Source organism: Dietzia cercidiphylli (assembly GCF_014145145.1).
GTDB classification, from domain to species: domain Bacteria; phylum Actinomycetota; class Actinomycetes; order Mycobacteriales; family Mycobacteriaceae; genus Dietzia; species Dietzia natronolimnaea.
In genome coordinates this window covers 1-8,289 of the sequence record NZ_JAALEA010000218.1, presented here as the reverse complement: position 1 = coordinate 8,289, position 8,289 = coordinate 1, and the positions used below count along the sequence as shown (strand labels likewise).

9 protein-coding genes are annotated in these 8,289 nt (G+C 70.7%); all 9 read left to right on the top strand.

All coding sequences use genetic code 11. The features are described 5' to 3' along the window. The first annotated feature begins 297 nt into the window (after positions 1-297). Positions 298-3,171: a DUF4040 family protein gene (locus tag G6028_RS08400; RefSeq protein WP_182658615.1), complete on the top strand. Its 2,874-nt coding sequence runs from the start codon at positions 298-300 to the stop codon at positions 3,169-3,171. After that, positions 3,168-3,581 (top strand): sodium:proton antiporter, encoded by a 414-nt coding sequence (locus tag G6028_RS08395; protein ID WP_182658614.1) that lies wholly within the window; start codon positions 3,168-3,170, stop codon positions 3,579-3,581. The genes G6028_RS08400 and G6028_RS08395 overlap by 4 nt, the downstream gene beginning before the upstream one ends. After that, positions 3,578-5,230 carry a monovalent cation/H+ antiporter subunit D family protein gene (locus tag G6028_RS08390; RefSeq protein ID WP_182658613.1) on the top strand — a complete coding sequence of 551 codons (1,653 nt, stop codon included), beginning with the start codon at positions 3,578-3,580 and terminating at the stop codon, positions 5,228-5,230. Before G6028_RS08395 ends, G6028_RS08390 begins: the two co-directional genes overlap by 4 nt. Beyond that, entirely contained in the window at positions 5,227-5,610 is a 384-nt protein-coding gene (locus tag G6028_RS08385) for a Na+/H+ antiporter subunit E (RefSeq protein ID WP_179524401.1), read from the top strand. Before G6028_RS08390 ends, G6028_RS08385 begins: the two co-directional genes overlap by 4 nt. Then, a complete protein-coding gene (locus G6028_RS08380) occupies positions 5,607-5,864 on the top strand; it encodes an MrpF/PhaF family protein (RefSeq protein WP_179524400.1) in 258 nt (85 codons plus the stop codon). Before G6028_RS08385 ends, G6028_RS08380 begins: the two co-directional genes overlap by 4 nt. Beyond that, entirely contained in the window at positions 5,861-6,238 is a 378-nt protein-coding gene (locus tag G6028_RS08375) for a cation:proton antiporter (RefSeq protein WP_182658612.1), read from the top strand. Before G6028_RS08380 ends, G6028_RS08375 begins: the two co-directional genes overlap by 4 nt. Then, a complete protein-coding gene (gene mgtE / locus G6028_RS08370) occupies positions 6,231-7,679 on the top strand; it encodes a magnesium transporter (RefSeq protein WP_182658611.1) in 1,449 nt (482 codons plus the stop codon). Before G6028_RS08375 ends, mgtE begins: the two co-directional genes overlap by 8 nt. 19 nt (positions 7,680-7,698) lie before the next feature. Further along, entirely contained in the window at positions 7,699-7,965 is a 267-nt protein-coding gene (locus tag G6028_RS08365) for a hypothetical protein (RefSeq protein WP_182658610.1), read from the top strand. Beyond that, the coding region (locus tag G6028_RS08360) for a cation:proton antiporter (protein ID WP_182658609.1) at positions 7,962-8,289 on the top strand (328 nt) is incomplete at its 3' end. The genes G6028_RS08365 and G6028_RS08360, both read left to right, overlap by 4 nt.

Genomic DNA, 8,289 nt, shown 5'->3' with positions numbered 1-8,289 from the left:
CCAGCGCGAGGGCCCGCCTGCCGGGGCCCGGGCCGCTGGGCGCCCCGCCGACCGGCTCGTCGACGGGCTCGTCGACCGGGTCGTCCAGAGGTTCGTCCGCGCGGTCGGCTGCACTGGGGGTGGGGGGCATGCCGTGGATGGTAGTGACGTGGCGCACTCGTTCCCGCAGGTCATTCGGCATGCCCCGGAATCCTGCCCGAATCCACCCCGGCGGACAGTGTTAGCCTGGCCCGGCGGGCTCGGTACCCACGGGTCTGTTCCGACGCCCATCTCGACCACCTCCGGAGCCAACGGCACGTGACCCTGACCCTCGCCCTCGCAGTGGCCTTCGGCATCGCGGCGATCTCACCGTTGCTGGCCCGCACCATGGGGCGGGACGCGGGATGGCCGCTCGCGGCGCTGCTCGGCGGCCTCGCCCTGTACATCTGGTTCGCCGTCCCCGTCGACACCGTCTCCACGGTCGCGTGGATGCCCGCGTTGGGCGTCGAACTCCGCCTGTCCCTCGACCCGCTGGCCCGCGTGTTCACCATGATCGTCCTCGGGATCGGGGCCGTGGTGATGGCCTACTCGTCCCGGTACCTCGGGCGCGGTGGCGGTCACGGCGGGTACTACGGCCTGATGACGCTGTTCGCCGCGTCGATGCTCGGGCTGGTCCTGGCGGACGACGTCGTCCTGCTGTTCGTCGCGTGGGAGTTCACGACCCTGTGCTCCTTCTTCCTCATCGCGCTCGCCGGCCCCAAGGGGACGCAGCCCGCGGTGCGGACGCTCCTCGTCACCGTCGCGGGCGGGCTCTGCCTGCTCACCGCCGCGGCGCTCATGGTGGTCCGCACCGGCACCACCGTGCTGTCGGAGATCCTGGTCGATCCGGTGTGGTCGACTGACCCCGGCTTCGCCACGGTGATCGCCGTGCTGATCGCCATGGCCGCGTTCACCAAGTCCGCGCAGTTCCCCTTCCAGGCGTGGTTGCCGGACGCCATGGTCGCGGCGACGCCGGTCAGCGCGTATCTGCACGCGGCCGCCATGGTCAAGGCCGGCATCTACCTGCTGCTGCGGTTCTCCGAGGCACTGCACGACGTCCCGGTGTGGAACCTCCTCCTCATCACCTGCGGCATGACCACCGCCGTGCTCGGGGCCGTGTTCGCCATGCAGCGGGACGACCTCAAGGAACTGCTGGCCTACTCCACGATCAGCCAGCTGGGCTTCCTGGTGGCGACGATCGGCGTCGGCACCCCGGCCGCCATGGTCGCCGCGATCGTGCACACCATCGCCCACGCGCTGTTCAAGTCGTCCCTGTTCATGTTTGTGGGAGTGGTCGACCAGCAGACCGGCACCCGGGCCATGAGTGGTCTCCCGCGGCTCTACCGCATCATGCCCGGCACGGCGATCGGCGTGGGCCTGGCCGCGGCGTCGATGGCGGGGTTGCCCCCGCTGCTGGGCTTCGTGTCCAAGGAGTGGATGTTCAAATCCATGCTCGACGCGCCGGGAGCCGCGTGGACCGGGCCCGCGCTCGGTGCCCTGGCCGTGTTCGCCGCCACCTTCACCTTCGCCTACTCGGCACGCTTCCTGCTCGGCGGGTTCGTCACCCACGGCCCCCCGGCGGGGCCGGGCCCCGAGCCGGTACACAGCACCCCGGAGACCATCGAGGCGCCCCACGCCACGTTCTTCCTCCCCGCCGCCCTGCCCGCGGTGCTGGGGCTGGTGCTCGGATTCACCGGGTTCCTCCTCGAACCCGCTGTCGCGGCAGCGGCCCGCGCCTCCCTCGGCGAGGGATACAAGGCGGATTTCGGTCTGTGGCACGGGTTCGCGCCCGAGTTGTTCATGTCGATGGCCGTGATCGCGTTCGGCATCGTGCTGGTCCTGGTGCGCAATCCCCTGGACCGCTTCCTCGACCGTGAGCTCGCCCCCATCACCGGGGTGGCGACGGTCGACGCGCTGCGCCGCTGGGCCATCGCGGGCGGGGCGCGCGTCGGCGACGTCACCCGGACGGATCGGATCTCCCGGCACGTCTGGGCCGTCCTCGTGGTGCTGGTCGCCCTGGCCGCCGTGGGTGTGGCGGTCGTCCGCCCCGAACCCGAGGTGGGCTCACCCGTCCGGGCGGAGGACTGGGTGGTGGTGCTACTGCTCGTGGTGGGGACCGCAGCCATGGTCATCTCCCGCTCCAGGGTCGGCGCCGTCGCGAACGTCGGGATCGTCGGGTTCGCCATGGCGCTGTGGTTCTTCACTCTCGGTGCGGTCGACGTGGCTTTGACCCAACTCCTCGTCGAGGTCCTCACCGTCGTCGTCATCGTCCTGGTCCTCCAGCGACTCCCCCCCACCTTCCACATGGTCTCCCGCTCACGCATGCTCGTCAGCGCGGCCGTCGCGATCGTGATCGGCCTGGCCTCGGGCGCGGCGGTGTGGGCCATGACCGGTCGCCGGGAACTCTCCGATGTCGGGCGGTACTTCCTCGACAACGCGGAGGAGGACACCGGTGGCATCAACGTGGTCAACACCGTCCTGGTGGACTACCGAGCGCTGGACACCCTCGGCGAACTCACCGTGCTCGGGGTGGCCGGACTCGCGGTGGTCCTGGCTCTGCACGCCAGGCGCACCCTGCCCCGTCGCCAGGTGCGTCTCTCCGTCCCCTCGAATTCGCCGCTCCTGCCCGCCGAGGACAACGGGGTCTTCCTCCGCACGTTCGCCCGGGTACTGGGCCCCCTGATCGTGTTCCTCTCTCTCTACTTCCTCGTGCGCGGCCACAACGCCCCCGGCGGAGGTTTCAACTCCGCGCTCATCGGCGGCGCCGGGATCGCGATCTACTACCTGCGCGCGCCGAGCGACGAGGCGGCGCGGATCCGCGTGCCGTACGTCGCGGTCATCGCGGCCGGCGTGATCATCGGGGTCCTCACGGGCCTGGCGGGCTTCGCCGACGGCTCCTTCCTCCTGCCGCTGCACGCCTACCTCGGTGACGTGCACCTCACCACCGCGCTGGTCTTCGACGTGGGCGTCTACCTGGCCGTTCTCGGCGTGGTCATGGCCGCGATCGACAAGCTCGGCGGGGACGACCGGAGCGACGAACCCGCCGTGCCGCCCCCGCCCCCCGGCCCGGGCGCGGAGGCCACCGACCCCGCCACCACCGAGGACGCGGAACCGGTCCTCGACGCGGCCGACAACCGGGAGGTACAGGCATGACCCTCGCGATCTCCGTCGGCGTCCTCATGGCCGGCTTCGTCTTCCTCGTCCTGCAGCGCGGGATGGTCCGGCTGATCCTGGGGTTCATCCTGCTCAGCCACGCCGCGCACCTCACGCTCATGGCGGCCGGCGGGGCGTCCCGGCGCGAGGAACCACTGGTGTCCGACCCCGACCCGTCGCTCACGGCCGACGGTCTGCCGCAGGCGTTCGTGCTCACCGCCATCGTCATCGCGTTCGCCATCACGATCTACCTGCTCGTGCTGGCGGTGATCGGCGGGGACGACGACGACACCGACGTCGGCGATCTCGACCACCTGGACCTCCTCCCGGAGATCCCGGGGGGCGCCCACCCGGAGGACCCGGAACCCGACGAGCCGACGAACCACGACGCGGAAGGGGCCCACCGATGATGCTGGAGTCCGCCCTCACCCTGTTCGTCGCCGTCCCGTTGTTGGCGGCGGGCCTGCTCGTCGCCGTCGCCTCGCGGACGCGCCTGGTCCTGTCGGTCCTCTTCGTCGTACTCGTGGCGCAGCTGGCCGCGGCCGTCGCCACCGTGCCGTGGGTGTCGGACGGGTCGGTCGTGGTGCACCAGGTCGCGCTGTGGGCCCCCGGGGTGGCCATCCCGTTCGTGCTCGACATGTTCTCCGCTCTCATGCTCACGGTGACGAGCCTGTTGACGCTCACGTGCGCGGTCTTCGCCGTGGCGGCCGGGGAGGCGTTCAAGCGGTTCTACCCGCCGTTGGTCCTGCTCGTGACCGCCGGCGTCAACGGGGCCCTGCTCACGGGGGACCTGTTCAACTTCTTCGTCTTTGTCGAGGTCATGCTTTTGCCCTCGTACGGGCTCATGATGATCACGCGGTCCGGGCGGGCGAGCGTGGCCGGGGTCGCCGCGTCGCGGCTCTACATCTCGGTCAACCTGCTCGCCTCGACCATCCTGCTGATCGGCGTGGCCCTGATCTACGGGCTGACGGGGACCGTCAACATCGCCGAACTCCACGGGGCCGCGTCCGAGGACACCGCTGTGGCCGTGGCCACCGCCCTGGTGCTCTTCGCGCTCGCCATCAAGGCCGCCGTGGTCCCCGTGCACGGGTGGTTGGCGCGGGCGTACCCCAAGATGTCCCCCGCGGTGACCGCGATGTTCTCCGGACTGCACACCAAGATCGCGATCTACGCGATCTACCGCGTCTACGCGGTGATCTTCGACGGGGACTCCCGCTACCTCTGGGTGGGCGTGGTCGTGTTCTCGGCCACCATGCTGATCGGCGTCCTCGGCGCGGTGGGCGAGGCCGCCCCCCGCTCGATCCTCGCGTTCCACATGGTCAGCCAGATCGGCTACATCCTGCTCGGGGTCGCCCTGTTCGGCCCCCTCGGGCTCACCGCCGGCATCTTCTATCTGCTGCACCACATGATCGTCAAGGCCGGGCTGTTCCTGGCGATCGGCGCGATCGAGGTGCGCTACGGACCCAGGCGGCTCGGGCAGCTCTCGGGACTGGCCAAGACCGAGCCCCTCATCGCGATCGCGTTCTTCGCCTCCGCCATGTCGCTGGCCGGGATCCCGCCCTTCTCCGGCTTCGTGGCCAAGCTCAGCCTGATCATCGCCGCCCTCGACGCCGGGCAGATCGCCGCCGCGGCCGTCGCCGTGGCGGTGAGCATCCTCACCCTGCTGTCGATGCTCAAGATCTGGACGGGGATCTTCCTCGGCGAACCCACCGCCACCGACTCCCGCACGCTCCCGGAGGGTCTGGACCCCGCCTACTCCGATGCCCCGGGGATCCCCGACGGCCGGGACCGCGCCGGGCTCGACGCGACCGGTGACGCCGCGAGCGGTGGCGCCGCGACCTCCACGGTGGCCACCGCCACGGCGGCGGCCGGGCCCCCCGATACCGTCATGGTGCCCCCGGGTCGCCGGATCGGTCTGGCACTCGCGGCGCCCTCGCTGGTGCTCGCCGCGGTGACCCTGACGCTGGGACTGGGTGGTCAGCTGCTGCTGGAGTTGTCCGGGACCGCGGCGGCCAACCTGTACGACCCGACCGGATACGTTCAGGCGGTGCTGGGATGACAATCGCCACTCGGAGGAGTGCCACGTGGACCTGGCCGTTGCGGATCCTGTGGTTCCTGCTCTGGTTTCTCTGGCAGCAGACCACGACCAGCGCGAAGGTCGTCCGGGACGCCTTTCTGCCCCACGCCGCGATCACGCCCGGGTTCGTCCGGTACTCCACCCGGTGTCGCACCGAGCTCGAGGTGACCGCCTTGTCCGCGCTGATCACCCTGACGCCGGGGACGTTGACCCTGGGCGCAGATCACCCCGGGGAGGGTGGAGAGTGGGAGATCGTGGTCCACGGGATGTATTTCACAGATCCCGACGATCTGACGACCTCGATACAGAGTATGGAGAACCACATGCTGACCGCGGTCCGGAGAGAGGGGTTCATCCGATGATCGTCGTCGACATCGCGATCATCCTCGTCGGGATCGCCGCCGTCATGTCCTCCTACCGCATGATCCGTGGACCCCACGCCGGGGACCGGGCGATCGCAGCGGACCTGCTCTTCTTCGCGTTCATCGCTCTCCTCGCCCTCGTCGGCGTCAGGGTGGACAGCCCCTTCGTCTACGACCTCGTCCTGGTGGCGACCCTGGTGGGCCTGGTCTCCGCTCTCTCCCTGGCCCGGCTGATGTCGGGAGGTCGGCGATGAGCTGGGAACTGGTCGCGACCGTCCTGGGATCGGTCTCCATCGTGACGGGTTCCGTGGTGTTCCTCGGTGGCGCCGTCGGTCTCCTGCGGTTCCCGGACCTCTACGTCCGGACATCGGCGATCGGTGCGGCCGCCGGACTCGGGCTGGTCTTCGTGATCGTCGGCGCCTTCCTGCTGCACCCCACCTGGGACGCGGCACCCAAGCTGGCGGTGGCCGCGCTCCTCCAGTTCGCCTCCTCCGCCATCGGCGCGATGTACATCGCCCGCGCCGGGTTCCTCTCCGGTGCCGCACCCACCACGGCGACCCTGTATTCGCAGATCAGGTTCACGGCCGACGCCCCGCCCCATGACCCGGAGGAAGCTCGTGATGAGTGAGCCGCGCGATCTCCCGGACGATCCCGGGGGGCCACCGACCGACGCCACGGGTTTCGCCCTGGTCGACGAGCATGCCGACGAGGACAACACCTACGGCGAGATGAGTCTGGACGAGGCGACCCGGCGGTTGGCCCGGCTCCGCTCCCGCGGCGATCTGCGGGCGGCCTCGCGCCTCATGGCATCACTGCCCGACCAGGTCGTGGTGGACATGTTCGAGCGCAGTGCCGACCGGGACAGGGCCGTCGCGTTCCGGCTGCTGCCCAAGGGGCGCGCACTGGTGCTGTTCGAGGCCCTCGACGCGCCGGTTCAGTCCGAGCTGCTCCGCGGGCTGCGCGAGGAGCAGGTCGCCCACCTCTTCGAGGAACTCGACCCCGACGACCGCGTGGCGCTCATGGACGAGCTCCCGGCGTTCGTCGCCACCCGCCTCCTGCGCGGTCTGCCGCCGGAGGAGCGCGCACTCACCAACGAGATCCTCGGATACCCGGCCGGTTCCATCGGCCGCAGGATGACGCCGGAGTTCGTCTCCGCCCGACCGGAGATGACTGCGGATCAGGCGCTCGACAGGGTCCGCGCCCGGCTCGTCGACGTCGAGACGATCTACACCATCCCCGTCGTGGACCAGGGACGCCGCCTCATCGGCGTCGTCGGACTCCGGTCCCTCATGGGCGCGGATCCCGACACCCTCGTCGGGGACCTGATGAACGACGCCATCTCGATCCACGCCCGCGCCTCCGAGGAGGAGGCCGCCCGCCTGAGCGCGGACGAGCGCGTGATAGTCCTGCCGATCACCGACGAGGAGGACCGCCTCGTGGGCATCCTCACCGTCGACGACGCGCTGCGGATCCTCGAGGACGCCGAGACCGAGGACGCGGCCCGCCAGGGTGGTGCCGAGCCGCTCCGTCGGCCGTACCTGTCCACGCCCGTCCGGTCCATCGTCCGCTCCCGCGTGGTGTGGCTGCTCGTGCTGGGGTTGGGCGCCGCGCTCACCGTGCAGGTGCTCGCGGTGTTCGAGACGACGCTCGAGCAGGTGGTGGCGCTCTCGCTGTTCGTGCCGCTCATCATCGGCACCGGCGGCAACACCGGCAACCAGGCGGCCACGACGGTCACCCGCGCGCTGGCCCTCGGCGACGTGCGCCCCCGCGACGCCCTGCGGGTCCTGGTGCAGGAGGTGCGGACCGGGTTCATCCTGGGTCTGGCGCTCGGCGGGGTGGGGTTCGTCGCCGCGGGGTTGATCTTCGGATTCGACTTCGGGATGGTCATAGGGTTCACACTGCTGGCGCTGTGCACCATCGCCGCCACGGTGGGCGGGCTCATGCCGCTGCTCGCGCAGGCCGTCAGGGCGGACCCGGCGGTGTTCTCCAACCCGTTCATCACGACGTTCGTCGACGCGATCGGGTTGATCGTGTACTTCCTCATCGCCCGCTCGGTGTTGGGGTTGTAGTGGTGCAGGGGTCGTAGCCGTGGACGTGGTGACCGTGGTCCTGCAGGCGCTGGTGGTCGTGCTGGTCCTCAACATCCTGGCCTGCCTGGTCCGGGTGGTCCGCGGTCCCGGCCCACGCGACCGCGTCACCGGGGTCGTGCTGGCCGGCACCACCGGCGCCGCCCTGCTGTGCACGCTGTCCGTCCTGGCCGGCGCCCCGGCGGTCCGTTCGGCGGCGCTCGCACTCGTGGCGCTGGCGCTGGTCGTCACCGTCACCGTCGTGACCGCGGAGCCGGGGCGTCGATGAGCAACGCGCTGGAGATGGCGCGCGACGTCGCGATCGTCCTGTCCGCCGCGGCGGGACTGCTGTTCTTCACCGCCGGGACCGTCGGCCTGCTCCGGTTCCCCGACCTGCGTAGCCGACTGCACGCGGTGACCAAGGCCGACACCCTGGGCCTCGGGTTCGTCATGCTGGCGTTGTCGCTGGCCTCCGACTCCCTGTGGGCGGCCGCCACGTTCATGCTGGTGTGGGTGCTGGGCATGGGCGCGGCCGCGGTCTCCGCGACCCTGCTCGGCTCGGGCCCCGAGGCGGCCCCTGAGGCGGACGGCGCCCCGGGGTCCGGGACGAGCC

Coding starts and splice junctions, on each gene's coding strand:
- G6028_RS08380 (WP_179524400.1), top strand. CDS start 5,607: ATGATCGTCGTCGACATCGCGATCATCCTCGTCGGGATCGCCGCCGTC.
- G6028_RS08390 (WP_182658613.1), top strand. CDS start 3,578: ATGATGCTGGAGTCCGCCCTCACCCTGTTCGTCGCCGTCCCGTTGTTG.
- G6028_RS08385 (WP_179524401.1), top strand. CDS start 5,227: ATGACAATCGCCACTCGGAGGAGTGCCACGTGGACCTGGCCGTTGCGG.
- mgtE (WP_182658611.1), top strand. CDS start 6,231: ATGAGTGAGCCGCGCGATCTCCCGGACGATCCCGGGGGGCCACCGACC.
- G6028_RS08375 (WP_182658612.1), top strand. CDS start 5,861: ATGAGCTGGGAACTGGTCGCGACCGTCCTGGGATCGGTCTCCATCGTG.
- G6028_RS08395 (WP_182658614.1), top strand. CDS start 3,168: ATGACCCTCGCGATCTCCGTCGGCGTCCTCATGGCCGGCTTCGTCTTC.